The sequence below is a fragment of the Gorillibacterium sp. sgz306347 genome, assembly GCF_059735245.1.
The window spans coordinates 20,367-43,097 of the sequence record NZ_JCAPET010000040.1 but is presented as its reverse complement, the minus strand read 5'-3'; the positions used below and the strand labels follow the sequence as shown (position 1 = coordinate 43,097).

The following is a 22,731-nucleotide window of genomic DNA, read 5'->3' as shown; positions in this document are numbered from 1 at the left end:
TTTTGGCATTTTACCCCATGTTAACTTCTTTGCAAGTCTACTGCGATAATAGTCGAAATTGGTCCAAATAGTTGCCTTTTTCCACTTCCTGCCCAGCCTGCGGGCACCAAGCCTTCCGGTCATTCGGAATTTCGCACCGGCTGCCCTTTTGCCGATAGACGCTCGCTGCCTTGACTGCTGAAAGCCGCTTTGAATGCACGCCCGCTGCCTTGCCCTGCTGAAAGCCGCTTTGAAAAAACGTCCTTCCCTCCCTTTGCGCAGCACCTTCCGCTGCCGAAAGCACAGATGCGATGCAAGAAAGGCAAAGGTACAAAGAAACGTTTGGCTAAGGCAAATCTTACGGCGAAAAAGCGCATCCCTATCCGGCCGGTGCGGTTGACAGGGCCTTTCGCGCGATGCTAGCATGGGCAACAAGATTCTTCCAAACGGGCAAGGAGGCATACCGAATGGCTTATCAACTTATCGACGGCGTCCGTGTTTGGGGAAAACCGGACGAAGGGGCGCTGGCGCAGGCCAAAACCTGCGCGGATACCGGCCGCGTCCGGCAGGCGCTGCTCATGGCCGACCATCATAAGGGCTACAGCCAGCCGATCGGAGGCGTCGTGGCGTACGACGGACAAATTTCTCCTTCCGGCGTCGGCTACGATATTGCGTGCGGCAACAAGGCGGTGCGCACCAATCTGCTGGCCGCGGACATCCGGCCGGTGCTGCCGCGCCTGATGGACCGCATTGGCCGGGAAATATCCTTCGGCATCGGCCGGACCAACAACGAGCGGGTCGACCACGAGCTGTTCGACGATCCCGACTGGCGCGTATACATGGCGGTCGGCCGTCAGGAGCATGACAAGCTGAAAGCGCTCGCCCGGGAGCAGCTGGGCACGGTCGGCAGCGGCAACCACTACGTCGATTTGCTGGAGGAGGCGGAGACGGGCCGTCTGTGGGTTGCCAACCACTTCGGCAGCCGGGGCTTCGGGCACAAGACGGCGAGCGGGTTTCTGAATCTCGCGGCGGGACGAAGCTTTCTGGCGAATGCGCCGGGCGAAAGCATGGATCAGCCGCCCGTGCTGCTCGACCTTGCGTCGGAGCTGGGCGACATGTATGAACGCGCGATGAAGCTTGCGGGGCGCTATGCTTATGCAGGCAGGGACTATGTGATCGGCCAGGTGCTTGGCATCCTGGGCGCGGAGGCGGATTTCGCCGTCCACAACCACCACAACTACGCCTGGCGGGAAGTCCACGACGGGCGGGAAGCCGTCGTCGTCCGCAAAGGCGCAACGCCATCCGCGCCGGGGCAGCTCGGGTTTATCGGCGGCAGCATGGCCGACATCTCCGTCATTGTGCGCGGCAAGGATTCGGAGGAAAACCGCGCCGCGTATTACAGCACGGTGCACGGAGCGGGGCGGATCATGAGCCGGACGCAAGCGGCAGGCCGAATGAACTGGAAAACCCGCAAACGGTCCGGCGGGCAGATTACGCCGGAGCAGATGCGGCAAGCCGTCAAGGCGTACGGCGTGGAGCTGCGCGGCGCGGGCACCGACGAAAGCCCGTTCGTGTACCGCAAGCTGCGTGAGGTGCTGGACGCGCATGCGGAGACCGTCGAGGTGCTGCATGTGCTGAAGCCGATCGGCGTGGCGATGGCGGGGGCGGATGAATTCGATCCGTACAAGGATTAAGCTTGGCTTGAAATACGCGCGATTTGCGTTTGGCGACGCTTGCTAACTCAGGTTCATTCCCTCTATGCTAGAACGGAGCGGGGGACGGCCGGAAACGGTTATTTTATCCTCGCAAATCGGCTTTCTTGCAACAGGAGACGTAGAAACGGAGGATTGCTGGCGGGCATGACGGATATTGTGATTTTGGCCCAGCATGCGGAGGCGCTGCGGGAATGCATCATGAACGTGCGGCTGTCCACAAACACGCCGTACCGGCTTATCATTGTCGCCGACGAAGGCATGCTTCCGCTGCCGGAATGGCTGAAGGATGCGAAGGCTACCGAGGTGGTGACCGTCCCGGCCGGAACCGGAGTCGCGGCTGCCTACAACCGGGGAGCGGAGCGGTCCGAAGCGGCGCAGCTTGTTTTTATGCGGGAGTATATCTATGTAACCGACGGCTGGCTGCCGCGCCTGGAGGAATGCTTGCTGCTTCATGAGCGTTCGGCGGGTGTAGGACCGGTCAGCAGCGGGTTTAGCGGCTGGCAGGGAACCCCTTTTCAAAGCGAAAAGGCGGGGGTGGAGCATCACTTTGCGGAGAGTCTGGGCGTTATGGGGGACAAGAGCGGCAAACAGGTGCCCCGTTTGCTCAGCCATCTTCTTCTGGTGCGCCGAAGCGCGTTCGATGCGCTGGGCGGATTTGACGAACGCTTCGCCGGAGAAACCTACGAAGACGACGACTTCAGCTATCGGGCCCTGCAGGCGGGTTACGAGCTGTACGTAGCGGAAAACTGTTATGTCCGGTTTGAACGGAGGCATGGGCTGTACGAGAGCGACCCGGCTTGGTACCACCGTCAAATGGAAACGAACCGCCGCACGGCGGCGGAAAAATGGGGCTTCGAGCTTTCGGAGCTTACGGCCTGGAAGCGGCCGGTCACCGTCAGCCTGTGCATGATTGTGAAAAACGAGGAGCAGACCCTGGACGGCTGTCTGGCCAGCATACGCGGCATTGCCGATGAAATCGTGATCGTGGATACAGGCTCCACGGACCGGACCAAGGAGATTGCCGCTTCCTATACGGACCGCATCTGCGATTTTGTTTGGGTGGACGACTTTGCGGCCGCTCGCAACTTCGCCTTCGAACAGGCGCGGATGGACTATATTTTGTGGCTGGATGCGGACGATGCGTTTCTTCCGGAGGACGCCGAAAAGCTGCTGGAGCTGAAGCAGGCGATGCCGTGGGATACGGATGCCGTCTCCATGATCTATCAGCTGTCGGTTGACGAAGCGGGGCGCACGGCCACCAGCCTGCGGCGGAACCGGCTGGTGCGGCGGGAGAAGGGGTTCCGCTGGGCCGGGGCCGTGCACGAGTACCTGGAGGTGTACGGAAGCATTCTGGAATCCGATATCCGGGTGACCCACAACCGGCAGCATACGGAATCGGACCGCAATTTGCGCATCTACGAGGCGCGGGAGGCGCAGGGCGTTCCTTTTTCCTCGCGAGACTTGTTTTATTTCGCCAACGAGCTGTTCGAGCATTCCCTTTGGGAGCGCGCGCTGGAAAAATACGAGGCGTTTCTGGTCCGGAAGGACGGGTGGGTCGAAGACGTGATCCGGGCCTTCGGCCAGGCGGGAGACTGCCTGCACAAGCTCGGCCGGCTTCAGGAAGCCAAGGAGAAGGCGCTTCTTGCTTTCGCCCATGCGCGTCCGCGGGCGGAGGGCTGCTGCCGGCTCGGGTATTACCATATGGAGCAGGAAGATTACGAGGGAGCGGCGTTCTGGTACAAAACGGCCCTTACCCTGGACCGCCCGAACACGCAGGCGTTGACCATCGAGGCCTGCTGGACCTGGCTGCCGCATTTGCAGCTGTGCGTCTGCTACAACAAACTCGGGCGGAACGAGCTTGCCCGTGAGCATAACGAGCTGGCCGCCGCCTATGTTCCCGGCAACCCGATGGTGCTTGCCAACCGCGTCTACTTTGAGCGTCTTTTTCAATCCGAATAATAGCACAAACAAGAAGAAGCCCGGCTCAGCGCCGGGCTTCTTCTTGTTTGTGCGGTTGCTGTGTTCAGGATTCGCTTGCGGGAGCCGCATCGGCCGCAAGGCCGGCAAGCGGCTGCGGCGTCAGCGCCGAAAGGGAGCCGCCGCTCAACTGTCCGTAAACGTTGGAGCCCCAGAGGTAATACCGGCCATCCGTTCCGATCGCCCCGCTGGCGTAAAAGCCGGCGGAGACGGAGAGGGCGGAAATGCCGGGCACCGGAGCAGGGACGTTTCGGGAAGCGGGGCTTCCCGTGCCGAGCTGGCCGTATCCGTCGCTGCCCCAGGCATAGACGCTGCCGTCGTTTTTCAGCGCCAAGGTGTACCAGGCGCCGGCCGACAAGGCCGCGGCGTCTTCAAGGCCAACTACCGGAATGGGGGACAAGCGGGAGTCCGTTGTGCCATCGCCCAGCTGTCCGGCTGTATTGCTTCCCCAGGCTGCCGCCGTGCCGTCTTGCAGCAAGGCAAGCGAATGGTCGTAACCGGCCGTGATGCTTGCCGCGCCTTGCAGGCTGCCGACTTGCACGGGAAGCGGACGGGAGACCGTCGAGCCGTCGCCCAGCTGGCCGTGCGCATTGCCGCCCCAGGCCCAGACGGAGCCGTTGGCCGTCAGCGCCAGGCTGTGGCTGCCACCCGCAGAAACGGCCGTCACGTTCGTTAGCTCGGGAACTTGTACGGGAACGGCGCTCGCTGCCGTTGTGCCGTTTCCGAGCTGGCCGAAGGCATTGGCGCCCCAGGCCCAAACCGTTCCGTCCTCCCGAAGGGCCAGAATATGCGCCGGGCCGGCGGAAAGCTGCACAACGCCGGACAAGCCGGGGACGGGAGCGGCGCCGGCTGCCGCCGCGCCGTTTTCAAGCCGGGCGTACCGGCCGCCGCCCCAGGTCCAGACGGTACCGTCGTTTTTCAACGCTGCGTTAATCGAGCCGGTGTAGGCATCCACCACGCCGGTGAGGCCGGGAACCTCCTCGGGGTTGACGGCGGCCGGATCGCCGCCCCATACCCGCAGCGTTCCCTGGCTGTCAATCGCCGCGCTCTTGTCAAAGCCGATCCGGAGCGTGCCGGGGAACACGGAGTCGGCCCCGTACACCCCGTAGGTGACGGAAGCGACGGATAAGTCCGCTTGGCCTTTAGTGGAAGGGGCGGCGGTTACGTAGAGGTCCACGTCACCGGGGCTTCCCCCCGCATCGGCGCCGAAAGCGGCCGTGGCCGGAAGCAGCAGGCAAAGGGCCAGCGCTGCCGCCGCCGTTTTTGGTTTTCGAGTCAATCGAATCGTCCTCCGTTCGGATTTCAGCCTGCCGGATGGAAGGCGGATTAACTGATTTTTTTGATGATCATGGAGGCGCCGACTGCCGGCGCGAGGTTCAGCGTAAGTGTAACCATGGAGTTGTTGCGCAAGGTAATCATATCGCCGACGGCCAGATTCAGAAGAACCCTGCCGGTAACTTGTCCCGCGCCGGTGTTTATCGGGACGGACGTTGCCGCGTCGACACTGCCGTTTACCGCGATTGCGACCTGAGCTCCCGTTCCGGCGGTATGGGAAACTTGATAAGTAATCTCATAAAGGCCCGTTTCGTCGGCCATAAAAGTATAGCTGCCAGGCGTATGGTAAAGCCCTTGCATGGGTCCGTTGCTGGAGAAGGGAATATCCGCCCCTCCACTAACGTTAGCGTCCATTATAGTAGCCAGGTGGTACGAGTATCCGTAAGAAGTGATGGAACCGCCGGCCGGCCCGGTTGCGCCCGTGGCACCGGTTGCCCCCGTAACGCCCGGAATGCCTTGCGGCCCTTGGGCGCCCGTGGCTCCGTTTGCACCCGTAGCTCCGGTTGCCCCCGTCGCCCCCGGAATGCCTTGCGGTCCTTGGGCGCCTGTCGCACCAGTAACGCCTGGAATGCCCTGCGGCCCTTGCGGCCCCTGCGGTCCGATCATACCCGGCTCGCCTTGCGGTCCGGTTGCGCCCGTTGCGCCGGTGGCTCCGGTGATGCCTGCGGGTCCCTGCGCTCCGGTTACGCCCGCCGGTCCCTGCGGCCCGGTTACGCCCGGCTCGCCCTGCGGTCCGGCCGGTCCGGTGGCTCCGGTCGCCCCGGTGACGCCGATGGGCCCTTGCGGCCCCGTAACGCCGGGTTCGCCCTGCGGCCCAGCCGCACCAGTCGCTCCAGCCGGGCCCGTGGCTCCGGTTGCGCCCGCCGGTCCGGTGACGCCTGCGGGTCCTTGCGGTCCCGCCGCCCCGGAACCGGAGTCGCCTTTGTCGCCTTTGGGCCCTGTCGCTCCGGTTGCGCCGGTTGCCCCGGTGGCTCCGGTCGCGCCTGTCGGTCCGGCAGGCCCTTGCGGTCCGGTCGCACCCGTTTCGCCTTGGGCGGACATCCCTTCGATCAGCAAAGCCGCGCCGCCGCTGTGCACGAGGGATACCAACTGGCCGGGTTTCAGCGCTGCCACTCCGGCCGGCTGCGCGGCCCCGCTGGCGTAATATTCCGTGTCCGCCGATACGGTGAAGCTTTGAGCGTTGGCCGCGCTCCCGATCGTCACATTGCCGCCGCTTACGCTGGAGACCACGCCGATTGCCACAGCATTCGCCAGTCCGGAAGAACCGGCTTCATTTTCAACAAGGTACGGAATGGCATTGCCTAAAAAGACCGCCATCTGCGCCCGGTTCACCGCTTCCTTCGGTTTGAAGGTGCCGTCCGTAAAACCGGAAACAATGTTCAGCTGAACCGCTGCGTTCAGGAAACCGCGAAGAGCCGGAGAGGCTTGTCCGATGTCTTTAAGGGAAGAAGGAGCGGAGGCCAGCGCTTCCGCTTCGGCTTCCTGACCGATCGTGCGAATAATCAATTGGGCGACCCATTCGCGGCTGGCCGGCTGCCGGCCCCATTCTTGTCCGCCGGCCACGGCCGTCTCTTCCTCCGCATTAATAAGTCCCGCTTCAAGCGCTTGCGCTACATAAGGCTGTGCCCAGTCAGCAGCCGCAAGGGGCGAGCTGCCGGACGCGGAAGAGCCGTCCAGCCCAAGCAGGCGGGCGGCCATCACGACGGCTTCCTGCCGGGTGACATTGTTTTTGGGGTTGTACAGGCCGTTGGTGTCGCCGGACACAACGTTCAGGAGGGCCAGCTTGGAGATGTACTTCTGGGCCCAGGGAACCGAGGTATGATCCTTAAAGGAAGGAGCCGCGGCGGAGGCGATTTGGGCAACCGGGCCCAAAGCCGTAAGCGCCACGGTAGCGACAGAAGAATAGCGGATAAATTTGTTTTGCATGAAAGCCTCCTTGTTGGTTGGAAATGGGCGAAAATAATTCGAAAGTCGGATAGCCATTTTTTTGCAAGAGGTAGCATTCCATATTTTATCATCCAAAAAGGGATTCTCAATAAATAACGAGTATAAAATAATAATTCTTTATACTTTTTAATAATTAGCCTGCAAAAAGATGAGTTTAAGGTGCGCTTGACGAAAGTTTATAGGGGCGGTACTATAATCACGTACCGACAAGTATTTTAAACGTATGTAGTGGGAGAAAGGAAGAGGCAGCGACTTGAGCACAGGGAATAAAGTCCGCAAAGCGGCGGAGGAGCTGGCGGGGGAAAAGCCGTTCGACCAAATCGCGTTTGCCGATGTAGCCCGGAGCGCGGGCGTGCATTGGACGGCGGTGCGGCGGTTTTTTGGCGGCAGAGAGGCCATGCGGGAATGGCTGAAGGAACGGCAGTCGTCCGGCGGCAGCCCGCTGGCGGATACCCGCACCCGCATCCTGGAAGCCGCGGCGAAGGTTTTTGCCGAGCAGGGCTACGCAGGAGCGTCTCTGGAAAAAGCCGCCGCGGCCGCCGGTATGACGAAGGGAGCCGTGTATTGGCATTTTTCGAGCAAGCAGGATCTGTTTCTGGCGGTAATGGAAACCAACCTGTCGCGGCAAGTTCGGCAGCTTCCCGGGCAGATTGAATCGCTCCTGCACGCGGATGATCCGGAGAAAGCGCTGCGGGCGTGGCTGCAGTGCCAATTCGATTGTCTGGAGGAGGGGGACGGCGGCTCGCGGCTTTTTTTTGAATTCGTGGTTTCAAACCGGGAACCGGAAATCCGCGACCGGCTGGCGGACATGTACGGCAGGAGTCTGGAGGCCGTAGGCTTGTTTCTGGCGGACATGCAGCGCCGCGGGCTGATCGCCTCGTCCCTTGAGCCCGAAGCGCTTGGCATTCTCGTCGACGCCGCTATCAAGGGCGTGCTGATCGAATGGCTGATCGACCCCGTCCGCTGCCGGCTGGAGCCTTTGCTCGATACGTTAGCCAAGGTGCTCTGGCGCGGAATCGCCCCCGGAAGCCGGTAAACCTGTTTGGGAGTGAGGCGGAAGTGAAAAGGAAGCAAAACGATTTTATACCCTTCCGGACGACCTGACCTATCCCGGGATTCAGCCCAAGCTGTACGAAAAAACATTAAGAACCGTTCCAGTTCTCAAGCATGATAAGGTTAGCCGGCAGGGTCCAACCCTGTTGGCTCCCCTTGTGCCGAGGATACGGAAGCGCAACCGTTCGGGGATTTTTTTGTACATAACATACCAATTGGTATGTTAAACGAATTTTAGTCAGTATGCCAAGGAGGGAAATTCATGGATGCAGAAAAACTCATTCGAACCTTTAACCGGCAGGCGGGTACCTATGAGAAAAAAAGAAACCGCCTGGAGCTTGCTGAACTCCGGAGGCGGTTGCTGGAAGGGGCGCATGGGAAGGTGCTGGAGCTGGGCGCGGGGGCGGGCGCGAATCTGCCGTTTTACCGGACAGACATTGAATTGACGGCGGTCGATTTCAGCCCGGCCATGCTGGAAAAGGCCAAAGCGGCGAACGAGCGGCACTACGGACTGGCCGCCCGGTTCGTCGAAGCCGATGTGGACACGCTGGAGCTGCCGGATCAAGCCTTCGATACGGTGGTCTCGACGCTGTCGCTTTGTGCTTACCGGCAGCCGGAGGCCGTGCTGCGAAAGCTCGGCCGGTGGTGCCGGCCGGATGGCATGGTGCTGCTGATGGAGCACGGGCTTAGCGCCAACAAAGCGTTTGCCCTGGCGCAGAAAGCGCTTGATCCGCTCGCTTACCGCTTTGCCGGCTGCCACCAGAACCGGGACATTCCCGGCCTGATCGCCGCGTCGCCCCTTACGCCGGTTAAGGCCGAAGCCTATATGAGCGGCATGCTGCATTTGCTCTGGTGCCGCCCGGCGCCCGTCAGTCCCGGATAAGGTACCCGGGCGCCGGTGTATAGGCCCGAAACCCTGCCATTTGGCGTGCCTGAAACACGATGGGGCGGTCCGAGCCGGCCAGGAGAACGTTGCGCCGGTCGTGCGCGCCATCCGCAGGCAGGAAGAACGCCTGTACATAAGCGCAGACGGATTCCAAAGTCGTGTGCACGGCGCTTACGAACGGATCGGCTTCGCCTTTGCCGGTCAGGTTCAGCAGGATGAGGCCGTCCGGCACGAGCTTATCCCGGCACAGCCGGAAAAACGGCCGGGATGCCAGATGAGGCGGCGTTCCCCGCTCGGTAAACGCGTCGATCAGTACGATATCGTAAGCGCCGGGAGGCTCCTGCTCCAGCACGCGCCGCCCGTCACCGGTCACGACGTTGTCCCGGTCGTAGCCGAAGAAAACCCGGCTGATCTCCGCCACCCGGGGTTCCGCTTCGGCTACCTTGAACCGTTGCTCCGGGTAACGGGAGGGAATCGTTCCGATGCCGTGCCCGATGGCGAACGCCCGCTCGAAATCCGGACGGTTCCGCTCCATCAGATGGATCAGCGCCCGCGGGTACTCAAACAGGATGCGGCCGGGGTTCGCCAGGTCCAGCGCTCCCTGAACCGCGCCGTCGGCAAACTGGAGCAGGCGGAAGCGTCCTTTTTCTCCGTAAAGCTCGCCGGTTTCATAAACGGAAACCTCCGCGCCGCGGGCGCCGGAGGTTTGATGCAAAAGCCGCAAATCGGTAGCCTCCTTTTAAGGGAAGGTTGCGTGCCGGCCGGTTATTTGATCCGGAACGTAACCGGCGCCCGTTTGTACACCAGCAGCAGGGCCAGCGCATAATACACGGCGGTGAGGACGACCGCGGAAAGCATAAACACCGTCGGGTTGGTGTCGATGCGCAGCGCCAGCACCCCAAGGCCGGAAAAGAAGCCGCTGATGATCATGAAAAACGGGCTTTTGACGTTCAGCTCGGTGTTGTACGGCTGGAACAGATAATACATGGCCATGTGATGCACCGAAAAGAAAAGCGCCAGCGCGAGGACGGTCAGCCACAGAACCGCAGCATCCCAGAGGGAGAGCTCCCCTCCGGCGGCGGGCAGGAGCACGGTCAGCGCCGCGGCGATCGCGGCGGCCGGCGCAAGATTGAGGACGGCCAGCTTCCGCAGCCGGATGCCAAAATGGGTGAGCGCCGCTTGAGGCCGCCGGTAAAAGCCGTAATGCAGCAGCGCCCGGTCGCAGTGATAGAACATCGCTTTGCAGGCGCGCTCGCCGACGGTGACGAAAAACATGAGCAGAAACAGCATGGACAAAGAGCTGGTCCAAGACGCCGCGACCGTGGCGGCCCCGTCGGGAAACAGCAGCGCGGCAGCGAGAGAGACGGCGAATGCCGCCCCGATGACCCACAGCCGGCGGTAAACCGGCTTCAGAAAAAATTTCCGGTGCCGGTCGAAAAAGATCGCGTTCAGGTAGGCATACCCCGACCGGTCCGCATAAGCGCCGGTCCTGGCGGTAAGAGGCGCGGTGTAGTCACTGTCCTCGGTTTTCATGTCCGCCTTTCCGGCTTCGGTCATCATCCGGTTCAGGTCGAGCAGCGGATCGTCCCGTTTGGTCGCGGCTTCGACCGCCTGGCGGTAGCGGGGGTAGCGGGCCAGATAAAACGCCCCCCAGACCCCTGCGGCGAGGAAGACGAGCAGGAACGGCAGGCCGAGGACGACCGTTTCGCCAAGCCAGACCTGCTCCAGGTAGAGAGGGGCATAGGCGGCGGCGACGCCCAGCAGAATCGTCGACCAGGTCAAGGCGTTGTTTTTGATCAAAACGGCGCTTGTCCGGTCGAAGGCGATCAGGTGCAGCGCTTCGCAGGCGAGGCGCCAGCCCGTCATCGCCAGCGCGAGCGGTGCGGCGTAGAGCAGGTTCAGGTCCAGCCAGCGGAAGAACACGAGCAGCGCCGCCAGAAAGGTCGCGAAAAACAAACCATACCGGTAGGCGAGCGTGGCCCGCATGTAGCGGCCGGCGGGCAGCCGCATCAGACGGACGCTGACGTATTTTTCCCGGGTCGGCTCCAGTGCTTTGACATTTGAGAAGGCCGGAATAAAAAAGCTGAGCAGGACCAGAAGGTGCAGGAACAGGTCGGACCGGGCGCCGGCGGAAAGCCCGGGCTGCAGGGATAACGGCCAGTAAAGCAGCAAGCCGAGATAAAGAAACTTGAAGGCAAAGCTCCACAGGATGCTCACGATCATCGCGAGGACGGACAGCGCCTTCTTGATGGAAACCTCCGCATAAACGCCGTCTTTTACCTTTGGGCCAAGGAGAGGAAGCTTTTGCAAATAATAAAGAAACCGGTTGGCGAAGCCGGAGGCCCGAATCGCCCAGACGGTGCTAAGCGTTTGCAGCATGGCTGTCCTCCTTCAGCAGGTTGACGATGCTTTCCTCAAACTCCGGGCTTTTCAGCAAATGGGAGGGAACCGGCTCCAGCACGCCGTTGTGCAGGATCACCAGCTCGTCGCACAAGTCGGACGCCAGCTGCAGGATATGGGTCGAGAAAATCAGGATGTGCTCCTGTTTCATTTCCAGCAGCAGCTTCTTCATTTCCAGGGCGGCCACCACGTCGAAGGAGGTCAGCGGCTCGTCGAGCAGAATAACGGGCGGGCGGGTGATCAGAAAGCAGAGCATCTGGATTTTGTTTTTCATCCCGTGCGAATAGCCTTTGATCAGCCGGTGCCGGTCCTCTTCATCGAAGCGCATCAGCGTAAAATAGTCGTCCGGCGTGCGGCCCGGCTGCACGGTGTCGCGGTTGATGTCCATAAAAAACTTCAGAAATTCATACCCGGTGAGAAACTCCGGCAGGATGGGGAGCGAAAACACATACCCGATGTTTTCTTCCGAAAGCGGGGTTTGCCGGCCGTTATCGTTCAGGTACGCTTTGCCTCCGGTCATCCCCGTTTCGCCGCTCAGGCAGTTGAAGAGCGTTGTTTTGCCGGCCCCGTTGCGGCCCAAAAGCCCGTATATTTTCCCTTTTTCAAATTTGTAGTCAATGCCCTTCAGAATAGGCTTCTCTCCAAAGCTTTTGCGGATGCCTTCCAAAACAAGTTCCATGCGAAACCCCTTTCCGGTCAAAAAATTCCCGCAGGTGGCAAACGGGTTTGAAGGCTTATACGAAAAAAACGCGCGCCGCGTTTCGCATTCCGCGTCGAACCGCGAGAACCCGTGGCTGCCGCTATTATAGCAAAAGAACCCCTTCCGCTCCCGTACGGGAACCAGAAGGGGTTCTTCTTTCGTGCCGGATAGCCGGTTGCGCTCGGCCATCGGTCTTTATCCGGGCATTGCAGATCCGGCGGACGGCCTGCTTAACCGGTTAGTCGGACAGACCGGTTTTCTTCAGGAACAGATGGAGGTACGCCGCCGCCGATTCGCGGGTAACGGCCGTTGCCGGGCGGAAGAGGTTCTCTCCGCTGACGGCGTCTCCGCCCAGGATGCCGGCTTCGGTCAGGCTCTTCACGCTTTGCTTGGCGTAAGCTTTGATCGCCGCATCGTCAGCGTACGTTCCGATCGACGGATTGCTTACGGTCGGCTTGGCGCCGGTCAGCTTGAGCGCTTTGTCCAGAATGACGGCCATTTCCTGGCGCGTTACCGGCGCTTTCGGGTTGAATTTGTTTCCGCCTACGCCCGAGACAAGCCCGGCTTCATAAGCGGCGTTTACTTGATAGGCGTACCAGTCGGTCGCTTTGATGTCCCCGAACGAAGCGGCCGTTTCCGACCGGAGGCCGAGGGCCTTGACCAGCAGCACCGTAAACTCGGCGCGGGTCAGGTTCTTTTTCGGGCTGAACGTGGCGGCCGAGGTTCCTTCCACCAGCAGCTTGTTGGTCAGCGCGGCAATGTCCTGTGCCGCCGGGGAAGAAGCGATGTCCCCGAAGGACAGGGTGCGCTTGACTGCGGCGTATACCGAGAAGCCGGGACGGTTCACGGTGACGAGCGTCGTGCCGTCTTCCTGCGGTTTGAAGACGGAAGCGACGGCCGTGACTTTTCCGTTTTCTTCAAACAGCACCCCTGCCGTGTTGGCCTCGACCTTGCCCGGTATCGTGAAGGAGCGCTTGATAAACTGGTTGGCTGCCGGTTCCACCGGTGTGAGTACGGTGCCCGCCACCCAGCTTGCTTCAAAGGAGACCGGCGTGCCGATCACCGTCGAGCCCGGTGCGCCGGCGGTCAGGACGGTGCTTTGCCCGGGCGCGGGGGCGATCGCCACATCCAGTCCCGCGCTTGCCGGAGCGTCCTTCAGAAGGCCCGCCGGCAGAGCGACCGCCGATCCGCCCAGGGAGACGATCACCGTGCTCCCCGGTGCGAGCGCCGTCAAGCTTTGCACCTGGGCGCCGGTCAGGGAGAGCTTGGCCGGTCCTTCGCTCGCAGCGGAAAGGACGATCGCCGCCGGGCCGGTTCCGGCGGAAGCGACGGCCGCCGTCAAGTCTTCATAGGTGACGGTGGCAACGGTGGTCCCGTTCGTCACCGTCGTTTGCGGCTTGACGGCCACCTGCTTGGCGCCTTGCTCAATCAGCCCGCCAGCCGCCGGGGGCAGCGGAGGCGTCGTAGGCGTGGCGGCCGGAGGGAAGTAGCCGCCGCCGTAGTACGGGACGGAGGAGTCTACGCGCAGGGAGGTAACGGCGGAATAAAGAATCTGCACGCCGTTTTCCTTGGCAACTTCGCCGTCCTCCGTCAGCTGCGCGGCATAAACGACAATTTTATACGTGCCGTCCGTCAGATAGGCGGTCGCCGGGTTGCCGCTGCTGTCCTCAACCGGATTGCCTTCTTCGTCATACGGATGGTAGGCGTTTGTCAAGCCCTTCACCGAGTAGCGGCCGGGCTCAAACCGGTCTTCGGGATGCTCGGTGGACTGTATCTCAAAGTAGCCGATCGTTTCATCATCCAGATTCACAACATCCACTTCATAGAAGTTCGTGTCCGTGGCTGTCAGGCGGAAGGACAGGTCTACGCTGGTTTGACCGGGCCGGTTCGGGTAAATAACCGGGTTGGTTACCGCGACCTCCTGAACGCCAAACCCGGTCTCGGGCTGCTCCGAGCCGACATAAACCACGAAGGGAAGACGAAGGTCGGGCCTGCCTTCGGCGGTCAGCTTGACTTGTCCTTGGTAGTACTCGTCCGCCGCCGCTTCCGGGCCGACGTTCAGGGTGAGCGTGAACGGCGTCGTCGCGTTGGCTGCGGCCGTTACGGCGGAACGGTCCAAAATGGCCTCCAGCCCTTCGTGCCCCGTCTTCCATTCCACGGCTGCGGCGTAGGTCAGGCTTTCGCCGCCCGTGTTTTTCAATTGCAGGTTTTTGACTTTTGTTGCGCCGGGTTCCAGTACGCCGAAGCTGGCCGACGAATTGTAGTTGATGACGCTTTGCGGCAGAGAATTCTTGTCGAGGATCTGAATCGGCTCGACAGCCTGCAGCAGCGCGGGCGTCAGAATGGCATTCTCCACGTTCGCGCGCCCGGCTCCTTGTCCGTAGAAGTCTTCGTCCAGGTCATCGGACGTGTTAGCGAGGGCCGCGCGGATATCGAACGGCGACCAGCCCGGATGAGCCTGCTTGATCAAAAGGGCCAAGCCCGCTACGTGCGGCGTCGCCATGCTCGTTCCACTTTCGCGGGCATAAGCTTTGTCGTAAGAGGCGCCCGTCTGCGTTTTGCCGTATGCCGGATAAGTAGAAAGGACGTTGTTTCCGGGCGCGACAATATCGGGTTTGATGCTGATGTCCTTGTCCGCGTTTGGCCCCCAGGAGGTAAAGGAGGCCAGTTCATCGCCCTCCACCCCGAAAGAAGGGTAGTCCGATCCGAACGCAATTTGCAGCTGCTTGCCTTTGTTCGCCAGAATGGCGTTGGCCAGCGCGCGGCCTTCCGTACCTTTTAAATCAATGGTAGGAATAAAATCATAGGAGTCTCCCAAAAAGACATTGATGTGACCGTCGCGGCCCGTAATGCTTGGCCTTAAATCAACCGTTCCGTCCGCTGACCCGTTTCCGTTGAAGATAACGATCGCTTTGGCCTGGCGTGCCTTTGCTTCCGCGATTTTGTCCACGAATGCGGTGACTCCGCGGGAAGCGAGGACCACTTTGCCGGCCACATCCCCAACCTCTTCGGTGTAGTCAGCGGCGCGGCCCAATCCGACATAGACCACGTCATATGGTTCGGTACCCAGGATGGCCGGGAAGTCGTCCTCCGTCAGCTCCCAGCCCATCATATAGGTACTGTACGTGACCGAGGCGACAGACGTATCGGCGGGGCCGGTTGAATCGCCGGGAGCTCCCGGCTCGCCCGGAGTACCTGCCTTGACGTCTTTCCAAACCGTAGTCAGGGAGCCTTCGTAGCCGATCGCCGGGCTGGTCACCGCGCCGACCGCGATGGCGAGCTGCGAGGTGGCCGGCGATCCCATCGTGTAATAGCCGGGGCCTGCGTTGCCGTTTGCGATGACGGCGATAACGCCGGACAGCACTGCATTGTTGATGGCGATGGCGTCGGGTGAGTTGACATCCTTCTCGGAATCGGAGCCGAGCGAGAGGTTGATGACGTCCATGCCGTCCTTGACCGCGCGCTCGATGCCGTCAATGACCTGGGCGGACGAGCCCGACGACTTGTCCGGCTCCTGGAGATTCCGGCCCAGCACCTTATAAGCGTAAAGCTCGGCGCCGTAAGCGACCCCTTTTTGCTTGATCTCGCTGGTAGGGTTAACAAATTGCCCGATAATCGTGCCGGAAACATGCGTTCCGTGCGAGGTTCCGGCATAGCCGACCTTATACGGGTCCTCTTCTTTCGGGATGGGGGGTTCCTCATAAGGATCGTTGTCCTGATAGAAGGAATCGTAGCCGCCCTGGTAAACCGGCTCGATGTCCGGGTGTTTGTAATCCACGCCGGTGTCGATGACGCCGACCTTCAGGCCGCGTCCCGTGTATCCGTTGGCCCAGGCCCAATCCGCATGGACCTGATGAAGCGGAGCGGCGCCGTATTGGAGGGCTGCCTCGTCTTCCTGGGCCGTCTCCTCCACGGGAATGGCGTACCAGGTGCTGTTCTCGTGAATGGACTTCACGCCCGGCAGCTCGGCGAGGTCCGGGATTTCGTCCGCAGGAATGGTAATTTCAAATCCGTTCAGCACGGTGTTGTATTGGTAGTTGACCTCGACGTCCAGTCCCTCGCTCGCCGCTTTTTGCAGCACGCTGGTCTGCTGGCTGTTGACGGCGGACTCCGTTGCGCCGGCTGCCAGAGAGGAGATGCCTTGCTTGGCGGCATACTTGCCGACGGCGGCTGGCTGGCCGCTGAGCTGGACGATAACGCGGACCTTGTCCGAAGAAGCGGTGTCAATCTGAGGCGAAATGTACGGGGCGGCGGAGGCTGTCCCTTGTACCGGAGCTTTTCCGGCGATTGGCGCAATACTACCGGAAGCGGCGGAGGCAAACCCCGGAATCGAACCGGTGATCAGCCCCGCGGATAATGCGAATACGGATAATTTACGAAATAATAAGCCTTTCTCCAAAGAAACTCCCTCCCCAGACTTCTTCTTTTTCATTCTCCCGGCGAACCGTCAAGGATGACCGGACATTCTCCTTTCTAGTAATTCCGGTCTTAATCCAACCAGATAAGTAGGGAAAATTTAAACCGATTCTACCACTTTCAATTTGGAAAATCTATACTTTAAACACATATATTTTTACAAGATGTCAATTAATCGTACATAAGAACTTCTTTGTGCAGAAAACCCGTCGAGTCTGCGAGAATCTTGTCGAAAGTCGGTCTATCAAGGGAAAATAGGGCTTGGGTAGCGGGCCGAAACGCTCGGGGGATAGAATCGGACGAAAGTTGTCTTATTTTCGCGTTAGATTTTCTGACAAAAAAGACCAACCCCAAAAAAGGGTTGGCCGGAGCGTTGCGGGGTCAATAGTGCAGGAACATGCGGATGATGCTGGCCAGCGGGAAAAGCGCCAGCAGGAAAATCTCGAACAGGTAAAGCCGGTTTTCGCTTTGCCGGTAACTGAGCGAGTTGTAGGTTTTCATGGTGCTGCGCAGGCTGTCGACCTTGCTTTGCAGCACGTCGAAGCGGTCGTTGAGCTCGTAGTAGTGGGCCAGGGAATCGTAAAGGCCCCGGCTGTTCAGGTTGTCGTTATCGGCGAGCGACCGGTCAAAAATACGGATCGTATTGATGCTCTGGTATTCGAATTTGAGGAACTGGGACAGCACCGTGGACAAGGCTTTTTTGTTGAAGCGCAGCTTGCCCCGGCGCAAATATTCAATATAGGCGCCCGATTCGTCGATGTTGGCGTCCACGTCGAATTCCACTTTGTTGAGAGCGGTCGACTTGGCCAGAAGGGCGGCGATCAGGGGAAGGACCGTTCCGTCGTAAGGAAACTGCTCCGGGCTGTCCGGCCAGGGGCGGAACAGGGCGTTTTCGTCCACCTCGATCGTGTGGCTTTCCGCGAAGCGGGCGATCATGGAGTAGTCGATAGTCTCGACCATCCCGGTCAGAAACTCGAAGAACACCTGCATGTCCGCTTCCTCAAGCTCGACGAACACGACGCAGCCATAGTCGAACAAATACACCTGCTTGCCGCCGCAGTGCTTCTTCAGGATTTCCTCCAGATGGTTCTCTTCCAGGACGAGATGGGACCGCCATTTGCTGGACCGTGGAACGGAGAAAAACGTAGCCGGTTTTTCCAGCGGGATGGCCGAACCGATCAGGCAGCTTTTGAAGCGGATCGTTTGCATTGGCTTCACCCTAGCGGACGATTTCGATCATCATCAGAATAACCTCGGCAACGATCAGGATCACGATAACCCACTCGACGAAAATGCCGCGGGTGGCATGGCTGATGGTGGAAAAGCCGTCCGTCATGTTATAGAGGATCTCGGTTTTGTTCTTGAGGATGGCGTAGCGGTCGTTCAGCTCGAAAAACTCCGACATCCGGTCGTAAAATTCCCCCGCCACGCTGTTGGCCCAGGTCACATCCGGCTTGTCGAGGATCATGATGTAGGCGATGGTGTTGTATTCGTGGCGGACGATCTTGGCGGTGGTGCGCGCCAGCTCCTTGTCGCTGATGCGCAGGTTGCCTTTTTCCAGCCGGTCGATCATCGTCTCCAGCCGGTCGAGGATTTTGCCGAGCTGCTCTTCGGTTTTCTCCAGCGCCACCGACTTGGCGATCACAATGGAGATGAGCTCGGGGTAAAACAGCTCGAATTCCGGCACGATGACGTATTCGTCCGTCAGCTGAATGCCATCCGTATCCCCGACATGCAGGGAATAGTCGTCGCTGTAATGGTCCGCCTGACGCAGGTCGATGGACGGCTCGAAGGTGCGAAGGTAGCGCAAAAAGTCGCTGATTTCGCCGGCGTCCGTGTGGTTGATGAACACCACGCTGCCGAACGAGAAAACGAGCACCTGCTGCAGCTCGGCGATCTCCTTTTTGAGGATGGTTTTCAGAATATCCCCTTGCAGGATCAACGGCTCTTCCCACGTGTACTTTTTGGGAATGCCGCAATCGCTGGCGATTTTGTTCAAATCGATTTCGTTTGCTATGGCAAATGCTTTAAAGCTCATGGCATCCATGTTTTCATCACCCTTTAGCAAAGATTATAGCAGACAAAGCGCCGGAGGCAATGCGGCGTCCGGCAAGGGGTATCCCTGGGCTCATCAAACGGAAAGAGAGCGGCGCTGCGGTCGCTTCACTTTTCCACAGCAGCCGACGGTTCCGCTCGGTTCAGATCAAGTATATGAGCGCGCGGGGGAAAAGCATGCCACACGCAAACATCCGGGCGCAGCGCCCGGATGTTTTGGTTTGCTATATAAAAAAGGGGAATCGCTCCGCCGCCTCGTCGCTCTTCACATCAATCGCCGAACATTTCGTAAATATAACGGGCAATGCCGGTACGTCTTTTTTTGCTCTTGAAGTCCGGCTCAATCCGTTAAACGCGCCGGCCTTTCGGCCGCGCGGGAATGCCCCGCCGCGGGCGGAGAATAATCCTCCGGGCTCCCCTGGAATTCCGTCAGGTGCTTCCAGAAGCGCTTCGGCATATGCGACATGCGCAGCCGGGGATTGAGCCGGCCGGAGATGGCGACCGAATCGTAAAACCGTTGCCACAGCCGCCGGAATTTCTCCTCCTCCGCATCGGCTTCCGGCAGGGTGAGCTCGTCCAGCTCGAACAACCGCGCTTCCCCCGGCCGGTAGGCAAGGGCGGCTCCGTGCGTTTTGTCGTAGATGAGAAACGCCTCGTCCCGGAACCGGTCGCAAAAATGATCCTTGATCAGCGGCAGCACGTGGTTCTTTGGCTCGATTACCGCCACCAGAACCTTGCCGTATGCGGAAAAACGGAGAAAGCCGGTATAATGGTGGCTTTCCGAGTTCAGGTGGCGGACCGCTTTGTGGAGCGCGGCCACGGTGTCGTCCGCGAGCATGTCCATGACCCTGCGTCCGTGCGTAAAGCCCAGGCGGAGGAAACGCAGCAGCAAAAGCTCTCGCTCCGCGACGTCCGCCAGCCATCCCCGCTCCACCAGCTCGAGCGCTTCGGCCGATAGTTTGCCCGGGATCGACCGGTAAACCCGGTCCGCCTTCGCGGGATCGGTTGCGATCGGGCGGACGGGGTACAGATGCAGCTCGGGTTCGTCCTCCCGCGTGCGGATGGCAAGCGGGATTTCCTTCCGCCGGTAGCTTTCAAACACACAGCACAGCCAGCCTTCAAAGCTGCCGTCATATTCGTAGGCTATATCTGTCCGGTAAGGCATTGGATCACATTCTCCTTCATCAGCGCAGGGTCGTCGAAAAACGTCATCTGCTCATGCTGCGGCCGTTCCAGCATCCGCAGGCCCTGTTCGGAGACGAGCGCGCGCAGAACGGTGCTCTCCTTGACGCGCAGGCCCTCCAGCGGCTTGCCTTTGCACGTGATGAAATACTGCGCGCGCTTGAGCACGACGCCAAGCTTCTTCAGCGCCGGAAAATCAAGCGTTCCGGCCCGGCGCGCCGCCAGGATGCGCTTTGCGCTCCGCACCCCGATGCCGGGAACGCGCAGCAGCATCTCGTAGGGCGCCCGGTTGATCTCGACCGGGAACTGCTCCATGTGATGAATCGCCCAGTTGCATTTGGGATCGAGGAGCGGGTTGAAATTCGGGTTGCGCTCGTCCAGCAGCTCCTTCGCTTCAAAGCCGTAAAACCGCAGCAGCCAATCCGCCTGGTACAGCCGGTGCTCGCGCAAAAGCGGCGGCTTGATGTCCGGCGTCGGCAGCAGCGAATGCTCCACCACCGGCATGTAAGCCGAGAAAAACACCCGCTTCAGCTTGTAGTTGCGGTACAGTCCCTCCGTAAGGTTGAGGATCTTGTAGTCCGTGTCCGGCGTTGCGCCTACGATCAGCTGCGTACTCTGCCCGGCGGGGGCGAATTTGGGCGCGTGCCTGTATTTGACCAGCTCGGTGCTCGTCTCCCGGATCTTCTCCCGGATGAGGCCCATCGGGCGCAGAATCGATTCCTTCGATTTGTCGGGCGCGAGCAGCGTCAGGCTCTCCCGGGAGGGGAGCTCGATGTTGACGCTCATCCGGTCGGCCAGCATCCCGAGCCGGCTCAGCAGGGCGCTGTCCGCGCCGGGTATCGCTTTGACGTGGATGTAGCCGTTGAACCGGTACTCCTCCCGCAGCAGCTCCAGCGTTTTGATCAGCCGTTCGGTGGTGTAGTCGGGGTCCCGCATGATCCCCGAGCTGAGAAACAGCCCTTCTATGTAATTGCGGCGGTAAAATTGAATGGTCAAATCGGCGAGCTCCCGCGGCGTAAAAGCGGCCCTCCGCGTATCGTTCGATTTCCGGTTGACGCAGTAGGCGCAGTCATACACGCAGTAATTCGTCATCAGCACCTTTAAAAGGGAGATGCAGCGGCCGTCCGCCGAGAAGCTGTGGCAGATGCCCACCGGCGTCGCGCTGCCCAGGCTGCCCGCCTTGCCGGCCCGGTCCGAGCCGCTGGACGTGCAGGCCACATCGTATTTGGCCGAATCCGTCAAGATGGCCAGTTTGTCGATCAGTTCCACCCGCAACCCCTCCTTTTCCAAAAGTGTACCACAGAACATATGTTCTTGTCTGCTTTATCGAGATGATGTGGATGAAGCGGATGAAATTCAGTAAAATGGAAGAAATCTTACAGGAATCCGGGTGGGGGCATGCTTGCTTTTTTGGCGGTTGTATTGACGTTGTTTTTGATTCCGGGCCCCGCGGTGATGCTGACGCTGGGTCAAAGCGTGAGCGGCGGCAGACGCAGCGGCGTCTACACCGCGATCGGAATCGCCGGAGGAGACTTTATTCACACGATGGCCTCCGTGCTGGGCCTTTCGGCCATTCTGATGACCTCGGCGCTGGCGTTTGAGATCATCAAATACATGGGTGCGCTTTACCTGGTTTACCTGGGCGTCCGGGCCTTCCTGGAACGGACGGGGCCGTTCGATCTGCCGGCCGCCCGCAAGGCGGAGCCGGGAAAAACCGTCCGCCAGGCCGTTTTGACCGAGGTGCTGAACCCGAAGACGGCGCTCTTTTTCCTCTCATTCCTGCCGCAGTTCGTTCATCCGGAAAAGGGAAACGTCACGGCCCAGCTTGTTGTGCTCGGCGTCACGTTCGTGGTGCTGAGCCTGCTGTACACCCTGATGGTGGCTTTGATCGCCGGCTCCCTCGCGGGCTGGTTGACCCGGCACCGGGGCTTTGCCCGCTGGCAGGGAAAAGCCGTCGGCACCCTGTATTTGGGACTTGGCATCCGGCTCGCGCTGCAGCAAAGGAATTGAAACGGTTTCACGGAAAAGGCACCGCGAGCGGTGCTTTTTTCTTGTGATTTTTTTCGCTAGGTCATGACAAAATTCGGGGATTTTTCAAATGAGAGGTTTGTAATCGGAGGCTTAAGCCCATATACTGAGAGAAACCCTACTAAAAAAGAGTGATGAACCACGTGGCAAGCCTGGAAAGTGCGGAGATCAAACGACAGCTGAGAGAAGAGAAGTTCAACGAGAAATGGGAGAGCCCGGACGCCATTCGCAGTTATCTGGCCACCTTGCTTCCTTATCCCGCGCTGAACCGGGAGCAGCCCGGATTTGTCACGGAAACCTTTGTGAACGATGACGCATGGGAAATGGATTATTTTACGACGGGGCATGGAAACGTGCAGGGGTCGCTGCTTTATTTTCACGGCGGCGCTTATATAGAAGAAATTCTTCCCCCGCATTTCGGCTTCGCCCGCGCGCTGTCGGAGCTGACCGGCTTTCGGGTGACGGTGCCCAATTATCCGACCCTGCCTGCGGCGAACGCGGAAGAGATGTCCCTTCTGATGAAGGGCTTTTATGCATTTCTGCGCGGCCGTACGGAAGGGCCGGTCATTTTGGCCGGGGATTCGGCGGGGGCGGCGATGGCCCTTCTGCTCGCCCAGCAGTTCAAGGGTACCCCGCTTGCCCCCGACCGGCTGATTCTGCTATCGCCCTGGGTGGACCTGGCGACGGACAACCCGCAAATCGCGGCGCTCGGCATCCCGGAGCGGGACGTGTTTCTGCTGCCGGAAGGGCTGGCCGAGGTCGGTCGGCTTTACGCCGGCGGGCGGCCGCTCGGCGATCCGCTGGTCAGTCCGCTGTACGGCCCGATGGACGGGCTGCCGCCGACGGCGGTGTTTATCGGCACGGCCGATATTTTGCTGCCGGACGCCCGCCTGCTGCGGGACAAGCTGGCCGGCGGCGGCACGGAGGTCGACTATTTCGAATACCCCGACATGATGCATGTGTGGCCGATCTTCCCGATGCCGGAAGCCGAAGCGGCCCGGAGCACGATAAAGGACCTGGTCGGGAAGCATGGGATTACGGAGTAATGGTGGGAAGAA

16 protein-coding genes are annotated in these 22,731 nt (G+C 60.3%); 6 read left to right on the top strand and 10 right to left on the bottom strand.

Going from position 1 to position 22,731, the window contains the following annotated elements; translation table 11 throughout:
- Positions 1-446: 446 nt before the first annotated feature.
- Entirely contained in the window at positions 447-1,673 is a 1,227-nt protein-coding gene (locus AC6I6H_RS17985) for an RtcB family protein (RefSeq protein ID WP_497955382.1), read from the top strand.
- Between the two features lie 165 nt (positions 1,674-1,838).
- Positions 1,839-3,653 (top strand): glycosyltransferase, encoded by a 1,815-nt coding sequence (locus AC6I6H_RS17980; RefSeq protein ID WP_497955381.1) that lies wholly within the window; start codon positions 1,839-1,841, stop codon positions 3,651-3,653.
- A gap of 64 nt (positions 3,654-3,717) precedes the next feature.
- On the opposite strand, the gene AC6I6H_RS17975 is transcribed toward AC6I6H_RS17980, so the two are convergent.
- Both AC6I6H_RS17975 and AC6I6H_RS17970 read right to left on the bottom strand, forming a co-directional pair.
- Positions 3,718-4,950 (bottom strand): RCC1 domain-containing protein, encoded by a 1,233-nt coding sequence (locus tag AC6I6H_RS17975; protein ID WP_497955380.1) that lies wholly within the window; start codon positions 4,948-4,950, stop codon positions 3,718-3,720.
- Positions 4,951-4,997: 47 nt separating this feature from the next.
- The gene (locus AC6I6H_RS17970; protein WP_497955379.1) at positions 4,998-6,932 is read right to left on the bottom strand and encodes an S-layer homology domain-containing protein; all 1,935 of its coding nucleotides are present in this window, start codon (positions 6,930-6,932) and stop codon (positions 4,998-5,000) included.
- Positions 6,933-7,206: 274 nt separating this feature from the next.
- Between AC6I6H_RS17970 and AC6I6H_RS17965 the strand changes: the two genes are divergently transcribed.
- Both AC6I6H_RS17965 and AC6I6H_RS17960 read left to right on the top strand, forming a co-directional pair.
- Positions 7,207-7,989: a TetR/AcrR family transcriptional regulator gene (locus tag AC6I6H_RS17965; RefSeq protein ID WP_497955378.1), complete on the top strand. Its 783-nt coding sequence runs from the start codon at positions 7,207-7,209 to the stop codon at positions 7,987-7,989.
- Between the two features lie 279 nt (positions 7,990-8,268).
- Positions 8,269-8,889 (top strand): class I SAM-dependent methyltransferase, encoded by a 621-nt coding sequence (locus tag AC6I6H_RS17960; protein WP_497955377.1) that lies wholly within the window; start codon positions 8,269-8,271, stop codon positions 8,887-8,889.
- Here AC6I6H_RS17960 and AC6I6H_RS17955 read toward each other — a convergent pair.
- The 8 genes from AC6I6H_RS17955 to AC6I6H_RS17920 form a co-directional block, all read right to left on the bottom strand.
- Positions 8,876-9,616, bottom strand: a complete 741-nt coding sequence (locus tag AC6I6H_RS17955) for a spermidine synthase (RefSeq protein ID WP_497955376.1) — start codon at positions 9,614-9,616, stop codon at positions 8,876-8,878. The genes AC6I6H_RS17960 and AC6I6H_RS17955 overlap by 14 nt on opposite strands.
- 41 nt (positions 9,617-9,657) lie before the next feature.
- Complete coding sequence (locus AC6I6H_RS17950; protein ID WP_497955375.1) at positions 9,658-11,271, bottom strand: hypothetical protein; 1,614 nt, start codon at positions 11,269-11,271, stop codon at positions 9,658-9,660.
- Positions 11,255-11,971 carry an ABC transporter ATP-binding protein gene (locus tag AC6I6H_RS17945; RefSeq protein ID WP_497955374.1) on the bottom strand — a complete coding sequence of 239 codons (717 nt, stop codon included), beginning with the start codon at positions 11,969-11,971 and terminating at the stop codon, positions 11,255-11,257. The genes AC6I6H_RS17950 and AC6I6H_RS17945 overlap by 17 nt, the downstream gene beginning before the upstream one ends.
- A gap of 259 nt (positions 11,972-12,230) precedes the next feature.
- Entirely contained in the window at positions 12,231-16,391 is a 4,161-nt protein-coding gene (locus AC6I6H_RS17940; RefSeq protein ID WP_497955373.1) for a S8 family serine peptidase, read from the bottom strand.
- A 398-nt stretch (positions 16,392-16,789) separates the two neighbouring features.
- Positions 16,790-17,617, bottom strand: coding sequence for an RMD1 family protein (locus AC6I6H_RS17935; protein ID WP_497955372.1), 828 nt, complete (start codon positions 17,615-17,617; stop codon positions 16,790-16,792).
- Positions 17,618-17,627: 10 nt separating this feature from the next.
- Positions 17,628-18,455, bottom strand: coding sequence for an RMD1 family protein (locus tag AC6I6H_RS17930; RefSeq protein WP_497955371.1), 828 nt, complete (start codon positions 18,453-18,455; stop codon positions 17,628-17,630).
- Between the two features lie 348 nt (positions 18,456-18,803).
- Positions 18,804-19,628: a TIGR03915 family putative DNA repair protein gene (locus tag AC6I6H_RS17925; RefSeq protein ID WP_497955370.1), complete on the bottom strand. Its 825-nt coding sequence runs from the start codon at positions 19,626-19,628 to the stop codon at positions 18,804-18,806.
- Entirely contained in the window at positions 19,607-20,914 is a 1,308-nt protein-coding gene (locus AC6I6H_RS17920) for a putative DNA modification/repair radical SAM protein (RefSeq protein WP_497955369.1), read from the bottom strand. The genes AC6I6H_RS17925 and AC6I6H_RS17920 overlap by 22 nt, the downstream gene beginning before the upstream one ends.
- Positions 20,915-21,043: 129 nt before the next feature.
- On the opposite strand from AC6I6H_RS17920, the gene AC6I6H_RS17915 reads away from it, so the two are divergent.
- On the top strand, positions 21,044-21,655 hold the full coding sequence (locus tag AC6I6H_RS17915; protein WP_497955368.1) for a LysE family translocator: 612 nt from the start codon (positions 21,044-21,046) through the stop codon (positions 21,653-21,655).
- A gap of 161 nt (positions 21,656-21,816) precedes the next feature.
- Positions 21,817-22,719 (top strand): alpha/beta hydrolase fold domain-containing protein, encoded by a 903-nt coding sequence (locus AC6I6H_RS17910; RefSeq protein ID WP_497955367.1) that lies wholly within the window; start codon positions 21,817-21,819, stop codon positions 22,717-22,719.
- The last annotated feature ends 12 nt before the right edge of the window (positions 22,720-22,731 follow it).